Annotated in this window: 15 protein-coding genes, 10 tRNA genes and 3 rRNA genes; all 28 read right to left on the bottom strand. The window is 49.0% G+C overall.

Annotated elements, in window-relative coordinates; all coding sequences use genetic code 11:
- Nucleotides 1–9: 9 nt before the first annotated feature.
- The gene (gene hisIE, locus MHI52_RS00805; protein WP_127546306.1) at nt 10–744 is read right to left on the bottom strand and encodes a bifunctional phosphoribosyl-AMP cyclohydrolase/phosphoribosyl-ATP diphosphatase HisIE; all 735 of its coding nucleotides are present in this window, start codon (nt 742–744) and stop codon (nt 10–12) included.
- Nucleotides 737–1498, bottom strand: a complete 762-nt coding sequence (gene hisF / locus MHI52_RS00800) for an imidazole glycerol phosphate synthase subunit HisF (RefSeq protein ID WP_405158264.1) — start codon at nt 1496–1498, stop codon at nt 737–739. Before hisF ends, hisIE begins: the two co-directional genes overlap by 8 nt.
- 30 nt (nt 1499–1528) lie before the next feature.
- Nucleotides 1529–2263, bottom strand: a complete 735-nt coding sequence (gene hisA, locus MHI52_RS00795) for a 1-(5-phosphoribosyl)-5-[(5-phosphoribosylamino)methylideneamino]imidazole-4-carboxamide isomerase (protein WP_047841450.1) — start codon at nt 2261–2263, stop codon at nt 1529–1531.
- Nucleotides 2264–2325: 62 nt separating this feature from the next.
- Entirely contained in the window at nt 2326–2952 is a 627-nt protein-coding gene (gene hisH / locus MHI52_RS00790) for an imidazole glycerol phosphate synthase subunit HisH (RefSeq protein ID WP_100526428.1), read from the bottom strand.
- Nucleotides 2953–2955: 3 nt separating this feature from the next.
- Nucleotides 2956–3585 carry an imidazoleglycerol-phosphate dehydratase HisB gene (gene hisB / locus MHI52_RS00785; protein WP_405158263.1) on the bottom strand — a complete coding sequence of 210 codons (630 nt, stop codon included), beginning with the start codon at nt 3583–3585 and terminating at the stop codon, nt 2956–2958.
- Complete coding sequence (hisD, locus tag MHI52_RS00780) at nt 3578–4882, bottom strand: histidinol dehydrogenase (RefSeq protein WP_340031597.1); 1305 nt, start codon at nt 4880–4882, stop codon at nt 3578–3580. The genes hisB and hisD overlap by 8 nt, the downstream gene beginning before the upstream one ends.
- Before the next feature lie 132 nt (nt 4883–5014).
- Entirely contained in the window at nt 5015–5674 is a 660-nt protein-coding gene (gene hisG, locus MHI52_RS00775) for an ATP phosphoribosyltransferase (RefSeq protein ID WP_315371828.1), read from the bottom strand.
- Between the two features lies 1 nt (nt 5675).
- Nucleotides 5676–6875: an ATP phosphoribosyltransferase regulatory subunit gene (locus tag MHI52_RS00770; protein WP_405158262.1), complete on the bottom strand. Its 1200-nt coding sequence runs from the start codon at nt 6873–6875 to the stop codon at nt 5676–5678.
- 403 nt (nt 6876–7278) lie between these two features.
- The gene (locus MHI52_RS00765; protein ID WP_127546293.1) at nt 7279–7821 is read right to left on the bottom strand and encodes a DapH/DapD/GlmU-related protein; all 543 of its coding nucleotides are present in this window, start codon (nt 7819–7821) and stop codon (nt 7279–7281) included.
- A complete protein-coding gene (gene ppaX, locus MHI52_RS00760; protein WP_127546290.1) occupies nt 7818–8474 on the bottom strand; it encodes a pyrophosphatase PpaX in 657 nt (218 codons plus the stop codon). Before ppaX ends, MHI52_RS00765 begins: the two co-directional genes overlap by 4 nt.
- A 6-nt stretch (nt 8475–8480) precedes the next feature.
- Nucleotides 8481–9506: a prolipoprotein diacylglyceryl transferase gene (lgt, locus tag MHI52_RS00755; protein ID WP_405158261.1), complete on the bottom strand. Its 1026-nt coding sequence runs from the start codon at nt 9504–9506 to the stop codon at nt 8481–8483.
- A gap of 121 nt (nt 9507–9627) precedes the next feature.
- Nucleotides 9628–10566 carry an HPr(Ser) kinase/phosphatase gene (hprK, locus tag MHI52_RS00750; RefSeq protein ID WP_017691278.1) on the bottom strand — a complete coding sequence of 313 codons (939 nt, stop codon included), beginning with the start codon at nt 10564–10566 and terminating at the stop codon, nt 9628–9630.
- 418 nt (nt 10567–10984) lie between these two features.
- On the bottom strand, nt 10985–12112 hold the full coding sequence (locus MHI52_RS00745) for an ABC transporter ATP-binding protein (RefSeq protein ID WP_017691279.1): 1128 nt from the start codon (nt 12110–12112) through the stop codon (nt 10985–10987).
- Nucleotides 12113–12215: 103 nt separating this feature from the next.
- Nucleotides 12216–13433 (bottom strand): PucR family transcriptional regulator, encoded by a 1218-nt coding sequence (locus MHI52_RS00740; RefSeq protein ID WP_405158260.1) that lies wholly within the window; start codon nt 13431–13433, stop codon nt 12216–12218.
- A 120-nt stretch (nt 13434–13553) separates the two neighbouring features.
- Nucleotides 13554–13626 (bottom strand) — tRNA-Lys (locus MHI52_RS00735).
- A 7-nt stretch (nt 13627–13633) separates the two neighbouring features.
- Nucleotides 13634–13719: transfer RNA gene (locus MHI52_RS00730), tRNA-Tyr, on the bottom strand.
- A 12-nt stretch (nt 13720–13731) separates the two neighbouring features.
- Nucleotides 13732–13804: transfer RNA gene (locus MHI52_RS00725), tRNA-Phe, on the bottom strand.
- A 21-nt stretch (nt 13805–13825) separates the two neighbouring features.
- A tRNA-Asp gene (locus MHI52_RS00720) sits at nt 13826–13903 on the bottom strand.
- 9 nt (nt 13904–13912) lie between these two features.
- Nucleotides 13913–13988: transfer RNA gene (locus tag MHI52_RS00715), tRNA-Thr, on the bottom strand.
- Nucleotides 13989–13993: 5 nt separating this feature from the next.
- Nucleotides 13994–14069: transfer RNA gene (locus tag MHI52_RS00710), tRNA-Val, on the bottom strand.
- A 9-nt stretch (nt 14070–14078) separates the two neighbouring features.
- Nucleotides 14079–14155, bottom strand: a tRNA-Met gene (locus tag MHI52_RS00705).
- A gap of 43 nt (nt 14156–14198) precedes the next feature.
- Nucleotides 14199–14290: transfer RNA gene (locus tag MHI52_RS00700), tRNA-Ser, on the bottom strand.
- Nucleotides 14291–14371: 81 nt separating this feature from the next.
- A 23S ribosomal RNA gene (locus MHI52_RS00695) occupies nt 14372–17296 on the bottom strand.
- A 210-nt stretch (nt 17297–17506) separates the two neighbouring features.
- Nucleotides 17507–17582, bottom strand: a tRNA-Ala gene (locus tag MHI52_RS00690).
- 22 nt (nt 17583–17604) lie between these two features.
- Nucleotides 17605–17681: transfer RNA gene (locus MHI52_RS00685), tRNA-Ile, on the bottom strand.
- A 36-nt stretch (nt 17682–17717) separates the two neighbouring features.
- A 5S ribosomal RNA gene (rrf, locus tag MHI52_RS00680) occupies nt 17718–17834 on the bottom strand.
- A 106-nt stretch (nt 17835–17940) separates the two neighbouring features.
- Nucleotides 17941–19493, bottom strand: a 16S ribosomal RNA gene (locus MHI52_RS00675).
- Together the 16S, 23S and 5S rRNA genes with 10 tRNA genes alongside form the textbook arrangement of a ribosomal RNA operon.
- Nucleotides 19494–19841: 348 nt before the next feature.
- Nucleotides 19842–20111 (bottom strand): pro-sigmaK processing inhibitor BofA family protein, encoded by a 270-nt coding sequence (locus tag MHI52_RS00670; protein WP_036607241.1) that lies wholly within the window; start codon nt 20109–20111, stop codon nt 19842–19844.
- Nucleotides 20112–20145 lie beyond the last annotated feature (34 nt).

The following is a 20145-nucleotide window of genomic DNA, read 5'->3' as shown; positions in this document are numbered from 1 at the left end:
ACTCGCCTCCTAATCGCGGCGAGGCCGTTCATGACGGCGGCTCAGCTCTGACATAATGTCGTCCAGCGGTAGCTTGCGCTCTTGTAACAGGACGAGCAGGTGATACATCAGGTCACTGACTTCCAGACGAAGCTCGTCATTATCTTTATTTTTGGCGGCGATGATCGTCTCGGACGCTTCTTCACCGATTTTTTTCAGTATTTTGTCTACACCTTTATCAAACAGATACGTTGTATATGCACCCTCAGGACGCTCACGTTCACGCTCTGCAATAACGGATTCCAGTTCAGCCAATACCTCAAAGCGACTTTCGGAACCGGAACTTGCAGAAGCAGATGCCGCACCCGCTTCATCCGAAGCCTTGTCTGCCGATTTCTCTGGCAAACCAATGATTTCATTATGGAAACAAGTTACCGCCCCTGTATGGCAAGCCGGACCGTTCGGTTTCACCTCTACCAACAAGGTATCGCCGTCACAATCATATTTTAGGGAAGTAATCGTCTGCACGTTGCCAGATGTTGCCCCTTTATGCCACAACTCCTGACGCGAGCGTGACCAGAACCAGGTCTCACCGGATTCCAGCGACAACTTCAGGGATTCGCGATTCATATAAGCCATCATTAAAACTTCACGAGTATCTACATCCTGCACAATGGCAGGAACCAAACCGTCACTCCAACGAATGTGTTCCACAACCTGTTCCAAGGATAACTGTTCCTTGATTTCATCGCTCACTTTAGTCACGGATCTCCACCCCTTGTTCTCTCAAATGTTGTTTTAACGCCGGTACGGCGATTTCTTTGTAATGGAAAATCGTTGCGGCCAACCCTGCGTCCGCTTTGCCTGTGGTAAATACATCATAGAAATGAGATTCCTTGCCCGCACCGCCCGATGCGATGACTGGAATACGCACAGATTCGGCTACCGCTGCCGTCAGCTTCAGATCAAAGCCGTCTTTTGTTCCGTCCGCGTCCATACTTGTGAGCAGAATTTCTCCCGCGCCCAAGCTCTCAGCCTGTTTAACCCATTCCAGTGCCTTGATCCCGGATGGTTTCCGTCCACCATGCGTGTAGACCTCCCACTCACCCCAAGCTTCATTATACTTGGCGTCGATCGCTACGACGATACACTGTGAACCAAAACGACGTGCGCCATCGGCAATCAACTGTGGATTAAGTACTGCGGCTGTATTCACTGCAATCTTGTCGGCACCTGCACGGAGAATCCGCTTCATGTCCTCCACTTTGGAGATGCCACCACCTACCGTAAAGGGAATAGCGATCTCGCCCGCCGTCTGCCGCACGACTTCTTCCATCGTTTCGCGACCTTCTACCGAAGCGGAGATATCGAGAAACACCAATTCGTCCGCGCCCTCGCGGTCATATAGTGCCGCCAGCTCTACCGGATCACCCGCATCGCGGAGATTAACGAAGTTGACGCCTTTGACGACCCGGCCGTCCTTCACGTCCAGACAGGGGATGATTCTTTTTGCCAGCATGCTACCTCTTCCTCTCTATCCGAATATCCCTTACTTATTGACCGCACGTACTGCTTCAGACAGATCGATGCTTCCCGTATACAGTGCTTTACCCACAATTGCTCCACCAACACCATCATCCGCGTGGCGACTCAGACGAAGCAGATCATCCATTACACTCACACCGCCTGAAGCAATAACCGTCCGTCCACTTGCCTTAGCTAGAGACACAATCGCTTCCACATTAGGACCCTGCATCATGCCATCACGGGAAATATCCGTAAAGATAAATGTTTCTGCTCCATATGCCGCCAGTTCCTTCGCGAGCACCTCTGCTTGCACTTCCGATGTTTCAAGCCAACCGCGAGTTGCCACGTAACCGTTACGAGCATCGATGCCAATTGCCACTTTGTCGCCATAACGTCCCAGTACTTCCTCTGTAAATGCACGATCCTCAATCGCTGCTGTTCCAATGATCAGCCGGCTAACACCCAGACCCAGCAAACGTTCTACATCCGCTACCGTACGAAGTCCGCCGCCCACCTGAACAGGTACGTTCACAGCCGAGGCAATCCGCCCGATCAGCTCATCGTTAACAGGATGACCCGCTTTCGCACCATCCAGATCGACCAGATGAACGTATGTACCGCCTTGCTTCTCCCAGGATAGAGCCACTTGAACCGGGTCATCGTTATACACGGTCTCCTGATTATAATCTCCCTGCACCAGTCTTACACATTTGCCGTCCCGGATATCAATCGCCGGATATAGGATAAAAGATGACATACAAGGCCTCCTGAATATGAATTAGATTTGTACGCTTTCTATAGTTAAGAAGAGATGATGTTTTACCTTTGTACAGGTGCTCCTGTCAGAGCCAAAAAGTTGCCGAGCAGCTTCATACCGAGCTCTCCACTTTTCTCTGGGTGGAATTGCATGCCGAAGTTGGATCCTCTGCCTACAATGGCTGTCACCGGATGTCCGTAATCCGTTACCGCCAGCAGATCGTCCCTGTTTTCAGTAAGCGCATGATAGGAATGGACAAAATAGACGTGACCTGCCTCAAGCCCCCTAAATAGAGGATTTTCCGCGTGCAGAAATTCCAAACGGTTCCATCCCATATGAGGAACTTTCAGCTCTCCTGGTGCGAATCGCACCACTTTACCTGGCAAAATATCCAGTCCCTCATGCTCACCATGCTCTTCACTTGAGCTGAATAACAATTGCATGCCCAAACAGATACCGAGCAGTGGTTTAGACCCGGCAGCGGCTTCCTTCACCACCGTATCCAGTCCGCTCTCCCGCAGATGAACCATCGCATCACCAAAAGCACCTACGCCTGGCAGAATGACACCATCTGCGCCAAGAATCTCTTCCCGGTCACCCGTGACCAGCGCTTCGTAGCCAAGACGTTCGACCGCTTTGCCGACGCTGTGCAGGTTACCCATACCGTAATCGACAATTGCAATCGCCATCGTCTACAGCACTCCCTTCGTGGAAGGCACACCCGTTACACGTGGATCAATCATCGTTGCTTCATCCAGTGCACGTCCCAATGCTTTAAAGATCGCTTCAATCATGTGGTGGGTGTTCTGACCATAGTGCACAATGACATGTAACGTAATCCGAGCTTCCAGCGCTAATTTCCACAGGAATTCATGTACCAGCTCCGTGGAGAAACTGCCTACTTGTTGGGAAGGGTATACTGCACGGTATTCAAAGTGAGGTCGGTTACTCACATCAATAATGACCTGAGCGAGTGCCTCGTCCATTGGTACAAAAACACTGGCGTAACGCTTAATTCCACGTTTGTCACCCAACGCTTCTCGCAACGTCTGTCCGAGACAGATTCCGATGTCTTCAACCGTGTGATGATCGTCGATATCAATATCTCCGCGGGCCTGCACGTTCAGGTCGAATAGTCCGTGCTTTGTGAACAGATCCAGCATATGATTCAGGAAAGGTACATCCGTTTCAATCGTGGATTGTCCTGTTCCATCTACATTAAAGGCCAATTGGATATTGGTCTCGTTTGTTTTGCGGTCAACCTCTGCTTGGCGCACTGCACCTTTGTTTTCAAGTTCCACACCATTATTTTGCTTATCCATTGTCCGATTCCGCCTTTCCTTCCTGTTCTAACCGTACAGCAATTGCACGGGCATGCCCTTCAAGACCCTCATGGCGGGCCAACTCTATAATAGCCGCTCCGTTCTTCAGCAGCGCTTCTTTACTATAATAGATCAGACTCGATTTCTTGATAAAATCATCCACGTCCACTGGCGAACTGAACCGCGCAGTGCCATTGGTCGGTATAATGTGATTGGGTCCTGCAAAATAATCCCCTACCGGCTCCGAGCTGTACGGGCCGAGGAAGATCGCGCCGGCATTTTCGATCCGGCCAGCGTAAGCCATCGGCTCCTGCACCATGATCTCCAGATGCTCCGGTGCGAGCCGGTTCACCACGTCAATTCCCTCATCGATGGAATCAACCACAATAATAGCGCCATACTGCTCCACGGAAGCAGCAGCGATATCACGCCGCGGCAGCACTTCAAGCTGCCGCTGCACTTCGCCCTGCACGGCTTCCGCCAGCGTGGCCGAATTCGTGACGAGAATGGCCGATGCCATCTCGTCATGTTCCGCCTGCGACAACAGGTCGGCGGCGACGTACACTGGATTCGCCGTATCATCGGCGAGCACCACAATCTCACTCGGCCCGGCGATACTATCGATATCGACCGCACCGTACACCTCGCGCTTCGCGAGCGCCACGTAAATATTGCCCGGTCCACAGATCTTGTCGACCGGTGCAATACTCTCCGTGCCGTAAGCCAAGGCGGCGATAGCTTGAGCGCCGCCAACCCGGTACATCTCGCTCACGCCTGCTTCCGCAGCAGCAACGAGGATGTACGGGTTAATACCTTCGCCACCGTTCGTTGACGGCGGCGTCACGAGAACAATCTCCGGCACGCCTGCCACCTGTGCCGGAATCACATTCATCAGCACAGACGATGGATACGCTGCTTTGCCGCCAGGTACATAGACGCCGACCCGCTTCAGCGGTCGGATGACCTGGCCCAGCAGGCTGCCGTCCGGCTGCCAATCCATCCACGAGTTGCGTTTCTGTTTCTCATGAAACGCACGAATGTTGGCGGCGGCTTGCCGGATCGCCGTCACAAAGGATGGCTCCACGGCTGCATAAGCCGCCTGTAGCTCTTCCTGCGGCACGCGCAATTCCGCGGCCGTCAGCTTTGTGCGGTCCAGTTGCTCCGTGTAACGCAGCAGTGCCGTATCACCCTCACGGCGAATGTCGCTGACAATACGCCGTACCGTTTCATTTTGCTCCGGCGTGCCATACTCCACTTCCCGCTTCAGATCAAACTCCCGTGCAGGTACAATTTTCATACGTACAACCTCCTCATCCTCTGTATACCTGCCTTCATGTGGCCAATTTGCTTCTTTATTTTGTCTCTTACTCTTAATTTTGCTTCTGCTTCTGCTTTGTATGTTTCTCATCTATGTTTCCAACGCATTAATTTATCCCCGAAAGCTTCCCGCCGATATCTCATTCGATGTCGGTATGACCTGCTGAAGTGCATCACACAAAGCCTGGATTCGTGCATTTTTCATCCGATAACTTACCCGATTGGCGATAAGACGGCTGGTGATGTCCAGAATGCTTGTCATCTCCACCAATCCGTTCTCGCGCAGTGTCTGACCTGTCTCCACCAGATCGACAATCCGGTCTGCCAGACCAATCAGGGGCGCTAGCTCAATGGAACCATTCAGCTTGATCACCTCGACCTGCTGCCCCTGCTCCCGGAAATACTGTGAAGCAATCCTTGGATACTTCGTTGCAACACGTTGCTGGATGCCTGGCTTCCAGTCTGGAAGTCCGATCACAGACATACGGCACTGAGCGATTCCCAGATTCAACAGTTCGTACACATCCCGATCTTCCTCCAGTAGCACGTCTTTACCAACAATTCCGATATCAGCAACACCGTACTCCACATATGTTGGAACATCTACTGGCTTAGCCATAATGAATTCCATTCCCGCTTCCGGTACTTCGATGACCAATCTGCGTGTATCGTCCACGTCTTCTGGAATATCCAGCCCCGCTTCACGAAACAATTTGGAGGCTTTTTTATAGATTCGGCCCTTCGGCATGGCCACCTTCAGAATATCCGACATCTCAGCGTCCTCCTTCTTCAGATCCGTAAGTAATAACCTGCTCCGCTTGAACGGTTCTTGCTTCAACCGATACGGCACTTGCCCCAGCCCCATCTTCAGGAAGAAGGAGTGTCACTACATTTTGTCCCATACTGCGTAATCTTGCCGCTTCTGTTAGTGCCTCGGCCCGACGTTTCGGGGTATATTGGATAAGTACCGGTTTTTTCTCTTCAATCGTAATGCCATGAACACCATCAATAATACGGTTCGTTTTCAGGGCAAATCCTGTAGCTGGCAACGAGCGCCCAAACTGTTGTAACAGATTATCATACCGTCCGCCGCTACATACCGGTGAACCCAGTTCTGCCGCATACCCTTCAAAGGTCATGCCTGTATAATAGGAGAAATCACCGATCATCGTCAGATCAATCAGCACATGCTCGGATACACCGTACGCTTCCAACACTTCGAATACGGCACACAGATGTGCAATCGACTGTGCTGCTTCAGCACTTGAACTTAGCTCTACCGCATGTGTGCATACTTCCTTGCCACCACGCAGACGAAGGATCGCTTCAAGCTGTTCTTTCAACTTCGGCTCCAGATTCAATGCTTCAATCGACTGGCGATAGCCGACATAATCACGTCCGAGCAGCCCTTCCTTCAATTGCTCCTGCTCAGCGGTCTGGCCTGGAATCACTTCCTCCAGTAATCCGTTCAGGAATCCCATATGACCCATCGCTATTTTAAAAGAAGACACTCCCGCTGCCTGCAAAGAGGCAATCGCAAGCGCAACAACTTCTGCATCCGCCTCAGGTGAGTCGTCTCCAACCAGCTCCACGCCCGTCTGGAAAAATTCAGCTTCACGTCCAGCTTCCTCTTCAATAGAACGGAATACGTTCGCATGATAGGACAGACGCAGCGGCAACTGCTCATCTTTGAGCATGGATGAAACGACGCGTGCAATTGGAGCTGTTAAATCCGATCTCAGCACCAGCGTGGTTCCACGGCTGTTCAATAATTTAAACAATTTGCGATCTGATGTAGAGCTTGCCACACCTACCGTGTCGTAATATTCAATCGTTGGTGTGATGATCTGACGGTAACCCCAGCGTTCCATACATTCCAGTACATTGCGTTCAATCGTCCGCAGCTTGGATACTACATGTGGTGTATAATCGCGGAATCCGGTCGGTTTTTCAAAACCTTTTGGTTTGGACATTGGTAATATTCACCCCGAGTCAGTAATTTAAGAGTTGCACTCGTTCTATTTCAACAGGATTTATGTAGTGTAAATCCCCATTCTATCTTATAAACCTGAATCACAGTATTATCGCATAAGCCTTCAACTATTGGTTTAGTTCAATCCTTATCATGCTTCATTTCTCCAAGAATACTTTCACATGGTAAAGTGCTAACAAACTAAAGGATATGGGATATGATAACATGAAATCCGCACTACCGTCAACAATACCAAAGCTTGATTGCCCTTGGATCGACATATCGTTTTATATACACACCGTAACGCTCGCCAATCGGTATTTATATACGAAAAAAGCTGCCGTCAGCAGCTTTTTACTTCGAATCATCTTCATTGATTCATCTTCATTCATTACTTTATTGACTCAATGCACACTACCCTGAGAAGAACCATCCGTGTTAAAGACAGTTTCTTCCGTAGAAGCTGCCGCACGGGATAAATCACGCAGTGGATTACCTCCAACAAAAGCTCCTGGTGCAACATCCTTATGTACGACTGCTCCAGCAGCCACAACGGCTCCATCCCCTATGGTTACCCCGGGCAGAATCGTTGTGTTAGCACCAATCAATACATTTTCCCCGATAATCACCTCACCGAGCCTGTACTCCTTAATGAGATACTCATGAGCGAGAATCGTTGTGTTGTAACCGATGACCGAGTTTTCGCCGACCGTTATTTTCTCCGGAAAAAACACATCCACCATCACCATCAGGCCAAAGGCCGTGTGTTTTCCCACCTTCATACCGAGCATTCGGCGGTAAATCCAATTCTTCACCGATAGGATCGGACAATAACGTGACAACTGGATCCAGATAAAATTACGAACGCCCTTCCACGGACTCACTGTCTTGTAGATATGCCAAAGTGCATTCTGGTCCTCTACCGGATAGCGGGTTACTTTTCTCATGAACGTCCCGTTTCAATACGGATGAGTTTCAACAAGTCTCTCATGTCATGCAACATATGATCGGGTCCATATCCGTTCAGGATTGTTTCCCCTTTAAGGGACCATGCAACCCCCGCCGAGAGTGCGCCCGCATTCTGTGCCGATTGGATATCCACTGGACTGTCACCCACCATTAACGTTTTGGCAGGATCTGCACTCAGTTCCGTCATCGCTTTCAGTACCGGTTCAGCGTGCGGCTTCGGATTCGTTACGTCAGTTACTGTTACAATCGTCTTCATATACTTCAATAGGTCAAAACGTTCTAGCACCTTTAATGTAGATGGACGAATTTTGGTTGTGACCACACCCATAACAATGCCAGCCTGATGCAGCGCCTCTACTACCTCAATAACATGTGGAAAAGGTCTAACCATCGCTTCATGATGGATATCATTATAAGCACGGTAACCTTTCACGTACTCGGAGACTTCCTCCTGGCCAGAGAAGGTACGCATTTGCTGCTCCAGTGTGCCACCCATATGTGGAATGATCTGTTCCCGAGTCCATGGAGCTGAATGCTTCCATCCCCCCATGACATGCTGGAATGAGCTGATAATCAACTCATTGGTATCAATAATTGTTCCATCCAGATCAAACAATACCGTGTCAATCATGTTGCATTACTCCTTTTTATCATCAACTTGCTTGGATTCATCTTTGGCTGGAGGTGTTACCTTATTCTCTTTGCCAGCAACTGTTCCCGTATGCTCCATATCATCTGAGGTAACTTTGGACGATACAATCGGATCACTGTAACGAACATCTGCTTTACCTGTCACTCTTCTCACCACAATGAATACAACAGCAACAATAATGATGCCAATCGCGAGCAGTTGCGAGATTCTTACGTTACCGTAAGCAGGATCAAGATATCCTTGTTCGAAGCCCATTGCAGTCATTGGAGACCACAACCCGTTCACTAGTGAAGCAACCCACTGCGGAGCCTGGAAGCCCAGACTGTCCGTACGCAAAGCTTCAATAAAGAAGCGACCGATAGAGTACCAGATGAAATAAGACATGAACAGTTCACCTGAACGCAGAAACTTCTGACGACGCAGAACCAAGAGCAAGACCAGACCAACGAGACTCCACATCGATTCATACAAAAATGCAGGATGGTGGAATACGCCATCTACGTTCATTTGATTCACAATAAAGTCCGGCAGATGAAGCTTGTCTCTCAAAAATGACTCTTCCACAGGACCGCCGTAGGCTTCCTGATTCACAAAGTTCCCCCAGCGTCCGATCAACTGTCCAACGAGCAGTCCAGGCGCACAGATATCGGCCATACGCCAGAAGTTATACCCTTTACGACGGAAGAAAATAACTGCACAGATGATTGCACCAATAAGGGCACCATAGATGGCGATACCGCCATTCCATATTTTAAAAACATCCCAGAAATTATCTTTATAATCTTCCCATTTAAATGCGACGTAGTAGATGCGGGCACCAATGATGGCAGAAGGCACACCCAGCAGGACCATGTCCATAAACACTTCCTGTGGAATATTGTATCGTTTGCCCTCCCGGATCACGAGCAGGAGTCCTATAAGTGCCGCAGCACCAAGAATAAGCCCGTACCAGTGAACCTTTAACGCTCCAATAGAGAACGCAATCGGGTTCAACAGTAATAATGTATCCATTCATTCACACTCCTATTTATTCAATCAATCGCACGCATGACGAATGGTTGGCATACACTGCGCCTTAAGAGAAGCAGTACATGTCAACCATTTATCTTCATTTCCTTGTATAAAATGTTTCTTAATCCATGTCTTCCATATCTTCCGAGATGGTTGCTGTCAGCTTGTTCGTGAATTGCAGTGCAGCATTCAGACCCATCTGTTTCAGGCGATAGTTCATACCTGCCACTTCAATAATAACCGCCAAGTTCCGTCCCGGACGAACAGGAATCGTAACGAGAGGTACATCCGTATCAATGATACGTGTAGTCTCTTCATCCAGACCCAGACGATCATATTGTTTATCCTGCTGCCATGCTTCCAGACGTACAACCAAAGTAATCCGTTTGTTATTCCGAACCGCACCAGCCCCGAATAATGTCATGACGTTGATAATACCGACACCTCGAATCTCGAGCAAGTGGCGGATCAATTCAGGTGCAGTACCGTGCAGCTGAAAATCTGACGTTTGGCGGATCTCTACCGCATCATCGGCAATCAGTCGGTGTCCACGTTTCACCAGTTCAAGCGCTGTTTCACTCTTACCAATACCGCTGCTACCTGTGATCAGCATACCTACGCCATAGACATCACAAAGTACACCGTGAATGGTTGCTGTTGGTGCCAATTTCTTTTCCAGAAATCCTGTGATCCGGCTGGATAGGATCGTAGTAGCCATATTGCTGCGAAGTACAGCCAGATTCTGCTCTTCACTGATATCAATCAGCTCTTGCGGAACTTCCAGTCCACGCGTGACAACGATACAAGGCGTCTCTTCCGTACAAAGACGTTGCATACGATCGCGCCGCTCTTGCTCAGGTAACATTGCAAAGAAAGCTAACTCCGTTCTTCCAAGCAGCTGTACCCGTTCTTGTGGATGGTATTCAAAATAACCGGCCATTTCCAGACCAGGACGGTTCAGGTCATCTACCGTAATGACTCTTTTCAATCCGTGAGATCCAGAAACAACCTCCAACTGAAATTGCTGCACCAGTTCAGATACTTTCACTTTTTTCGCCATTTGTCTCTTCCTTTCAGCATTAGCTGTCCCTCTATGTACATCAGATCGTGTATCAGTTATTTCCATTATTAGCGCATTCACAACATGGGGTACAGAATGCATACCCTTCCAACAGTCGATTCTCTCAAATAAATGAAGACAGACCTTCAAATAATCTTAAATGAATTCCGGGATGAATGCAATCGCAGCCTCCGACAACCATTAGTAAGAAAAGTCTTCTGATCGAAGCACCTTCTAGGATACTACATTCGTAGTTTAAGGGGTGTTTTTCTTACGATTATTAATCCTTCAACTCTGCCGAAACTTATAAATTCATTAATCTTAAAAAAGCCCCTTCCAGCAATAACGGAAGGGGCTCTCATTACAATGTATAATTGCGTTAACTGTCAGGTTCCATCGTCACCGAGGAATCCCAGTATTATTTGTCTTGAAGAAGTACGTTCACTTCAGTCTCTTTGTCAAAGATATGAACTTTGTTCATGTCGATGGCCATTTTAACTGTGGAACCATCACGAGTGTTAGAACGTCCGTCTACACGTGCGATCGTTGTATCATTACCAACACCGCTCAAGTAGAGGAGCATTTCGTGACCCAGGTTCTCTGTAACATCGACGTGTGTAGAGAATACAGAGTTCGGGGATGCTTCCAGGAATACTGGCTCTTCGTGAATGTCTTCTGGACGAACACCCAGAATCACTTCTTTACCAATGTATCCTCTAGATTTCAACACTTGTGCTTTACCTTGCGGGATTTCAACATCCACACCAGGAGCTATGAAATGCATGCTAGTACCTTGCTCAGCGAGTTTACCCGAGATAAAGTTCATTGTCGGGGAACCGATGAAACCAGCTACGAACAGGTTAGCCGGCAGGTTATACAACTCTTCCGGAGAAGCTGCTTGTTGGATGATACCATCCTTCATAACAACGATCCGATCACCCATCGTCATAGCTTCGATCTGGTCATGCGTTACGTAGATAACAGTTGTTTCCAAACGTTTCGCAAGTTTAGTGATCTCAGCACGCATTTGACCACGCAGTTTGGCATCCAAGTTGGAGAGAGGCTCATCCATCAAGAACACTTGTGGATCACGGACAATCGCACGTCCCAAAGCGACACGTTGACGTTGACCACCGGACAATGCCTTAGGTTTACGCTCAAGCAAATGTTCAATATCCAGGATTTTAGCTGCTTCACGTACACGTTTGTCGATCTCATCTTTTTTAACCTTACGCAATTTCAAACCAAACGCCATGTTTTGATATACGCTCATATGCGGATACAAGGCATAGGATTGGAATACCATCGCGATATCGCGGTCTTTAGGTGCAACATCATTAACGACACGGTCACCGATATAGAGTTTACCTTCAGAAATTTCCTCAAGGCCTGCGATCATACGAAGTGTTGTTGACTTACCACAACCGGACGGACCTACCAGTACCAGAAATTCTTTATCTTTAATGTCCAGGTTAATGTCAACTACAGTTGCTTTATCAGAACCCGGGTATTTTTTGAAAATATGCTCTAAACGTACTCCAGCCATGATTGTTGCCTCCTCAGAGATCATTTTGTAATCGAATACAATTTGTATTTTTATAATACCCTATCTACGTGAGGTTTGACTATTCGCAAACTGCACAAAAATATCAATGCTTTTTCGTCACTTTGTACATTAGTAGTAAAAACTGCACTAGAACGGCACTTTCGAAGTGCCTCACATCATAGCCAATCTCCTGTTTGATCTTGTCCAGACGGTATACCAACGTATTACGATGAATGAAAAGTCGTTTCGCTGTCTCGCTGACATTACAGTCCAGGCTAAAAAAGGTCTCCAGCGTAGCAAGTGTCTCACTGTCATTGAAGATTACCGTGTCTTTGCCAGTTTCCTTTATAAAACGTATACGTTGATCATCTGGAATGCTCGCTACCAACCTCTCCAGGTGAAGATCCCATGGGAGATGAATATGCTGCGTAACATGGAATGCTCTCCCTAAGTGAACACTCTCTCTAAGAAGAGTTGTGACCGATACAAGTTGTTGCGCAGGAATGCATGGCAGAGATGCAGACAGATGGAACACCCCAGCCCACTCACTGGCAACCAATTCATGTAACCCCAGACAAAAGGCGTTCAGCGAATCCTTTTTGGCTTCCGTTGTATCTTCCTCGGCTTCTTCTGTAACAATTTCCTTATCACCCATGAAAATCCACTCTTGCTCCCCCAAAGGAATCAAGACTATCTCCTCGCCAAAGTAACTCTCAAGCAACTTGTTGAGTTCCTTGGACCGTAAACGATGTGCATCCGGTGTATCGCCTTGCAGCAAGAACAGAATCTTCTCAGCATTTAATCCTGCGGGCACCACAAAGCGATCAGGAACCGCTTCAGATTCCTGCTTGGTTGGTTCTTCGATCTGCTCTTTAAGCCAGAGACCCAATTCAGTCAAATACTGCTCCCTATCATTCTCATATACAACAGGCTGTACCTCATCGGGTAGAGCCGTGTTAGTGCGGATCAAAAGCTCAATCAATTGTCGTGTTTCTACGGTAATTGATTTTGCAGGGCATCCCCAACACACGACAGTCTCTTCTTGCTCATTCATCCGAACCTTAAAAAATATACGCTTTCCCGTATTCAAACTGATTACATCGGATGAAATTGGAGATGCAGATTGATCAGATAACTCCTGATGCTCACCTTCATCACCAAAGGTCTCTAAATTTTCATGATTACCAACTAGATTGGCAACAGATTGCATCCATTCTTCTATTGTAATTTCATATTCGTCCAAATTTGTGCCTATAATGACTTCAATTTGCTGTTTTAAATCAGGTATGAGCTTCATATAATGAACGTCACCACTCTGCATGTTTTCTATTAGTTTATCATATCTTGCCCAGCATTAATAAATATCCATATTGAGCTAAAATTACATAACAAAAAAAGAGCAACTAATCAAATTAATGATTAATCACTCTTTTCTTAAAGATGAGTCATGAAGGGCTCGAACCTTCGACACCCTGATTAAAAGTCAGGTGCTCTACCAACTGAGCTAATGACTCATAAAACTGGTGGAGGATGATGGATTCGAACCACCGAACCCGTACGGGAGCAGATTTACAGTCTGATGCGTTTGGCCACTTCGCTAATCCTCCAAGGATTAAAGGTGGCTCGGGACGGAATCGAACCGCCGACACGAGGATTTTCAGTCCTCTGCTCTACCGACTGAGCTACCGAGCCATATTTAATTTTTAGGATTAATGGCGGAACCGACGGGATTCGAACCCGCGATCTCCTGCGTGACAGGCAGGCATGTTAGGCCAACTACACCACGGTTCCAGGCATTAATGGTGCCGGCGAGAGGACTTGAACCCCCAACCTACTGATTACAAGTCAGTTGCTCTACCAGTTGAGCTACACCGGCGTATATGGTGGAGGCTGAGGGGATCGAACCCCCGACCCTCTGCTTGTAAGGCAGATGCTCTCCCAGCTGAGCTAAGCCTCCTGGGTAATATGGTAGCGGCGGAGGGGATCGAACCCCCGACCTTACGGGTATGAACCGTACGCTCTAGCCAGCTGAGCTACACCGCCATATTAATTGTGTCTTGATTGCTTGTCCATCTTTAGGTAAAGATGGCGGAGAGAGAGGGATTCGAACCCTCGCACCGCTTACGCAGTCTAACCCCTTAGCAGAGGGTCCCCTTATAGCCACTTGGGTATCTCTCCAAATAACAATCATCAACATCATTCAAGGATTGCTCCCTGAAAACTAGATTCGAAACGAAACACGCGATTTAGAACTTGCTATTGGATAAGCCCTCGACCGATTAGTACTGGTCAGCTCCATGCATTGCTGCACTTCCACCCCCAGCCTATCTACCTCGTCGTCTTCAAGGGGTCTTACATACTGGGAAATCTCATCTTGAGGGGGCTTCACGCTTAGATGCTTTCAGCGTTTATCCCGTCCGTACATAGCTACCCAGCGGTGCTCCTGGCGGAACAACTGGTACACCAGCGGTACGTCCATCCCGGTCCTCTCGTACTAAGGACAGCTCCTCTCAAATTTCCTACGCCCACGACAGATAGGGACCGAACTGTCTCACGACGTTCTGAACCCAGCTCGCGTACCGCTTTAATGGGCGAACAGCCCAACCCTTGGGACCTACTTCAGCCCCAGGATGCGATGAGCCGACATCGAGGTGCCAAACCTCCCCGTCGATGTGGACTCTTGGGGGAGATAAGCCTGTTATCCCCAGGGTAGCTTTTATCCGTTGAGCGATGGCCCTTCCATGCGGTACCACCGGATCACTAAGCCCGACTTTCGTCCCTGCTCGACTTGTAGGTCTCGCAGTCAAGCTCCCTTATGCCTTTGCACTCTTCGAATGATTTCCAACCATTCTGAGGGAACCTTTGGGCGCCTCCGTTACTCTTTAGGAGGCGACCGCCCCAGTCAAACTGCCCACCTGACACTGTCCCCGCACCGGATTACGGTACCAGGTTAGAACCTAGATACGATCAGGGTGGTATCCCAACGTTGCCTCCACGCAAGCTGGCGCTCACGTTTCAAAGGCTCCCACCTATCCTGTACAGATCGTACCCAAATTCAATATCAAGCTGCAGTAAAGCTCCATGGGGTCTTTCCGTCTTGTCGCGGGTAACCTGCATCTTCACAGGTATTAAAATTTCACCGGATCTCTCGTTGAGACAGCGCCCAAGTCGTTACGCCATTCGTGCGGGTCAGAATTTACCTGACAAGGAATTTCGCTACCTTAGGACCGTTATAGTTACGGCCGCCGTTTACTGGGGCTTCGGTTCACAGCTTCGGATTGCTCCTAACCACTCCCCTTAACCTTCCAGCACCGGGCAGGCGTCAGCCCGTATACTTCGCCTTACGGCTTCGCACAGACCTGTGTTTTTGCTAAACAGTCGCTTGGGCCTTTTCACTGCGGCCCCCTCGTGCTATTCACACTACCGGGGCACCCCTTCTCCCGAAGTTACGGGGTCATTTTGCCGAGTTCCTTAACGAGAGTTCTTCCGCGCGCCTTAGAATACTCTTCTCGCCTACCTGTGTCGGTTTGCGGTACGGGCACCATCACCTGGCTAGAGGCTTTTCTTGGCAGTGTGAGATCATGACCTTCGCTACTATAATTTTCGCTCCCCATCACAGCTCAGCCTTACAATGTGCGGATTTGCCTACACATCAGCCTTACTGCTTAGACGGACATCCATCAGTCCGCGTCACTACCCTACTGCGTCCCCCCATTGCTCATAACGGCTTACGGTGGTACAGGAATTTCGACCTGTTGTCCTTCGACTACGCCTTTCGGCCTCGCCTTAGGTCCCGACTTACCCTGAGCGGACGAGCCTTCCTCAGGAACCCTTAGGCTTTCGGCGGATCAGATTCTCACTGATCTTTTCGTTACTCATACCGGCATTCTCACTTGTATAATGTCCAGCGCTCCTTACGGTACACCTTCAACCCTTATACAACGCTCCCCTACCCCTGATGCAAAGCATCAAGCCATAGCTTCGGTGGTGTGTTTAGCCCCGTTACATTTTCGGCGCAGAGTCACTCGACCAGTGAGCTATTACGCACTCTTTCAATGATGGCTGCTTCTAAGCCAACATCCTGGTTGTCTGTGCAACTCCACATCCTTTCCCACTTAACACACACTTGGGGACCTTAGCTGATGGTCTGGGCTGTTTCCCTTTTGACAATGGATCTTAGCACTCACTGTCTGACTCCCGGAAGTAAGTCTATGGCATTCGGAGTTTGACTGAGCTTGGTAACCCTTGCGGGCCCCGCACCCAATCAGTGCTCTACCTCCACGACTCTGTTTTCCGAGGCTAGCCCTAAAGCTATTTCGGGGAGAACCAGCTATCTCCGAGTTCGATTGGAATTTCTCCGCTACCCCCACCTCATCCCCGCATTTTTCAACATGCGTGGGTTCGGGCCTCCAGTGCGTGTTACCGCACCTTCACCCTGGACAGGGGTAGATCACCCGGTTTCGGGTCTACGTCCACGTACTAAGTCGCCCTATTCAGACTCGCTTTCGCTGCGGCTCCGGCTCTTCACCTTAACCTTGCACGGGAACGTAACTCGCCGGTTCATTCTACAAAAGGCACGCCATCACCCCTAAAACGGGCTCTGACTTTTTGTAAGCACACGGTTTCAGGTTCTATTTCACTCCCCTTCCGGGGTGCTTTTCACCTTTCCCTCACGGTACTGCTTCACTATCGGTCGCTAGGAAGTATTTAGCCTTGGCAGATGGTCCTGCCGGATTCATACGGGGTTTCACGTGCCCCGCACTACTCGGGATCCGTCTCGGAGGGAACAGACTTTCAACTACAGGGCTTTTACCTTCTTTGGCGGGCCTTTCCAGACCTCTTCGCTTAACCGGTTCCTTTGTAACTCCATGTGAGACGTCCCACAACCCCAAAGAGCAAGCTCTTTGGTTTGGGCTTCTCCGCGTTCGCTCGCCGCTACTGACGGAATCACTATTGTTTTCTCTTCCTCAGGGTACTTAGATGTTTCAGTTCCCCTGGTATGCCTCTACATAACCTATGTATTCAGTTATGAGTAACTGGAAATTACCCCAGCTGGGTTTCCCCATTCGGACACCCCCGGATCAAAGCTTGCTTACAGCTCCCCGAGGCAGTTTCGTTGTTCGCCACGTCCTTCATCGGCTCCTAGCGCCTAGGCATCCTCCGTGTGCTCTTAGTAGCTTAACCATTTTGTTCCGGTTTCGGTCGCTCGCTTCCCTTGATTTGGACTACGTCCAAATCCAAAAGTCGCTCTCACCCGATACCATCACAAAAGCAATTTGACTACCGTTTTTATTGAAACTTGTTTGCACAAGTTCAGCTAAAAAGGAATGTTCTAATTCGCGTTTTTTTCGTTTCGATATCTAGTTTTCAAAGAACAAACTTGTAAAACTTTTTTGGTGGAGCCAAGCGGGATCGAACCGCTGACCTCCTGCTTGCAAGGCAGGCGCTCTCCCAGCTGAGCTATGGCCCCATATAAAGTTTAAAGGTATAGATGGTGGGCCCTGGTGGACTCGAACCACCGGCCTCACCCTTATCAGAGGTGCGCTCTAACCAACTGAGCTAAGGGCCCACATTACATATACTATTTGAACCCAAAATGGGTTACGCTTGGCGGCGTTCTACTCTCCCAGGACCCTGCGGTCCAAGTACCATTGACGCTGAAGGGCTTAACGGTCGTGTTCGGGATGGGAACGTGTGGAACCCCTTCGCTATCGCCACCAAACGTTTGAGAGTTTGAACTCTCAAAACTGAGCAACGAGTGAGTAACTAGCCGACCTGGCTAGATTTTGTATTTGAATGTTTCCGTTGCAGGAAACGATTCTCCATAGAAAGGAGGTGATCCAGCCGCACCTTCCGATACGGCTACCTTGTTACGACTTCACCCCAATCATCTATCCCACCTTCGGCGGCTGGCTCCTTGCGGTTACCCCACCGACTTCGGGTGTTATAAACTCTCGTGGTGTGACGGGCGGTGTGTACAAGACCCGGGAACGTATTCACCGCGGCATGCTGATCCGCGATTACTAGCAATTCCGACTTCATGCAGGCGAGTTGCAGCCTGCAATCCGAACTGAGACCGGCTTTGTTGGGATTGGCTCCATCTCGCGATTTCGCAGCCCGTTGTACCGGCCATTGTAGTACGTGTGTAGCCCAGGTCATAAGGGGCATGATGATTTGACGTCATCCCCACCTTCCTCCGGTTTGTCACCGGCAGTCTATCTAGAGTGCCCACCCGAAGTGCTGGCAACTAAATATAAGGGTTGCGCTCGTTGCGGGACTTAACCCAACATCTCACGACACGAGCTGACGACAACCATGCACCACCTGTCTCCTCTGTCCCGAAGGAAAGATACATCTCTGCATCGATCAGAGGGATGTCAAGACCTGGTAAGGTTCTTCGCGTTGCTTCGAATTAAACCACATACTCCACTGCTTGTGCGGGTCCCCGTCAATTCCTTTGAGTTTCAGTCTTGCGACCGTACTCCCCAGGCGGAGTGCTTAATGTGTTAACTTCGGCACCAAGGGTATCGAAACCCCTAACACCTAGCACTCATCGTTTACGGCGTGGACTACCAGGGTATCTAATCCTGTTTGCTCCCCACGCTTTCGCGCCTCAGCGTCAGTTACAGCCCAGAGAGTCGCCTTCGCCACTGGTGTTCCTCCACATATCTACGCATTTCACCGCTACACGTGGAATTCCACTCTCCTCTTCTGCACTCAAGTCACCCAGTTTCCAGTGCGATCCGGGGTTGAGCCCCGGGATTAAACACCAGACTTAAATGACCGCCTGCGCGCGCTTTACGCCCAATAATTCCGGACAACGCTTGCCCCCTACGTATTACCGCGGCTGCTGGCACGTAGTTAGCCGGGGCTTTCTTCTCAGGTACCGTCACCTTGAGAGCAGTTACTCTCCCAAGCGTTCTTCCCTGGCAACAGAGCTTTACGATCCGAAAACCTTCATCACTCACGCGGCATTGCTCCGTCAGGCTTTCGCCCATTGCGGAAGATTCCCTACTGCTGCCTCCCGTAGGAGTCTGGGCCGTGTCTCAGTCCCAGTGTGGCCGATCACCCTCTCAGGTCGGCTACGCATCGTCGCCTTGGTGAGCCGTTACCTCACCAACTAGCTAATGCGCCGCAGGCCCATCCCCAAGTGACAGATTGCTCCGTCTTTCCAGTTTCCTTCAGGCGAAGAAAACAATTATTCGGTATTAGCTACCGTTTCCGGTAGTTGTCCCAAACTTGAGGGCAGGTTGCCTACGTGTTACTCACCCGTCCGCCGCTAACCATCAGAGAAGCAAGCTTCTCTTCAAGTCCGCTCGACTTGCATGTATTAGGCATGCCGCCAGCGTTCGTCCTGAGCCAGGATCAAACTCTCCAATAAAGTATTGAAAAGAGCGATAAGCTCATTTTGAATCTGACGAGATTAAAAATCTCATTTGTGCTCCAGTCGATTCAAGCCAAGGCTTGTCTCAAACTTTCGCGTTCATTCTGCAAGCAGAATGTTTACTCACTCGTTGTTCAGTTTTCAAAGATCAAACTCGTTTTTTCGTCACCATTTTCTCTCAGCGGCGACTTTTATAATATATCATACTTCGTTTGTTTTGGTCAAGTGTTTTTTTGAAATTCTTTTTCGAAGTTCGTAATGAACTCCTTCATTTCATCTAAAGCATCTAACCAAGCAAGCAAAGCAACGAGATAAAATGTACCATATAAATATCCTGCGAGTCAACTATCCGAACAAAGAAATTTTCAACCCTAATAATAGCCCCACACCTGGCAATCCCAAAACAGTTACAGTCCCTATCGTTGCAGGGTTCAGCGGGATGTAGGTCCCTGTAATCCAGCCGGAATAATTCACGATATATATCCCTACTGCAGCCAGCACTAGATGAATTCCAAATGACGTGAAAAACGATAACCCTATCCGCTTTCTGAATAAAATAACGATAAGCCCCAGTAACGATATAACCAATACACTTCCCAGTATGATACTCTTCATATGTTTCACCTCCGTGTTTAATGTAAACGTGTCT

This window comes from Paenibacillus sp. FSL H8-0283, assembly GCF_045040675.1.
GTDB lineage: Bacteria > Bacillota > Bacilli > Paenibacillales > Paenibacillaceae > Paenibacillus > Paenibacillus amylolyticus.
This window is presented reverse-complemented; position numbering and strand designations above follow the sequence as displayed.